Here is an 835-nt window from a genome sequence, read left to right as displayed (position 1 = left end):
CCAGCACGTCGTCGGGCCGCGCCGACAGCAGGCGCGCCATGTACAGCGGCCCGCCGGCCTTCGGCCCGGTGCCCGACAGCCCTTCGCCGCCGAAGGGCTGCACGCCCACCACGGCGCCGACCATGTTGCGGTTCACGTAGACGTTGCCTGCCTGCGCCTGCGCCACCACCTGCGCGATGGTCTCGTCGATGCGCGTGTGCACGCCCAGCGTGAGGCCGTAGCCGCTGCCGTTGATCTGGCCGATGAGCGCGCCCAGGTCGCGGCGGCGGTAGCGCAGCAGGTGCAGCACGGGGCCGAACACCTCGCGCTGCAGCTCGCCCAGGTGTTCCAGCTCGACCAGCGTGGGCAGCACGAAGGTGCCGTGGCGCGTGTCGTGGCCGAACTCGCGGCCCTGGCGGAACACGCGCCGGCCGCGCCCGCGCATGCCGGCGATGTGGCGCTCGATGCCGTCGCGCGCCTCGTCGTCGATGACCGGGCCCACGTCCACCGCGAGCCGCGCGGGGTTGCCGATGCAGCTCTCGGCCATCGCGCCCTGCAGCATCGCCACGAGGCGGTCGGCCGCTTCTTCCTGCACGCACAGAACGCGCAGCGCCGAGCAGCGCTGGCCCGCGCTGTCGAAGGCCGAGGCCATCACGTCGGCCACCACCTGCTCCACCAGCGCGGACGAGTCGACGATCATCGCGTTCTGCCCGCCGGTCTCGGCGATCAGCGGCACCGGCGCGCCGTGCGCACCGAGGCGCGTAGCCAGTGTCTTCTGCAGCAGGCGCGCCACCTCGGTCGAGCCCGTGAACATCACGCCCTGCACGCGCGCGTCGCCGACCAGCGCGGCGCCGAC

General features: G+C 73.8%; 1 protein-coding gene. It reads right to left on the bottom strand.

The window, feature by feature from the left end:
- On the bottom strand, positions 1–835 hold an 835-nt coding region (locus tag VBO01S_RS31530), incomplete at both ends, for an aldehyde dehydrogenase family protein (protein ID WP_157627560.1).

The organism is Variovorax boronicumulans NBRC 103145 (assembly GCF_001591345.1).
In the GTDB taxonomy this organism is placed as follows: domain Bacteria; phylum Pseudomonadota; class Gammaproteobacteria; order Burkholderiales; family Burkholderiaceae_C; genus Variovorax; species Variovorax boronicumulans.
This window is presented reverse-complemented; position numbering and strand designations above follow the sequence as displayed.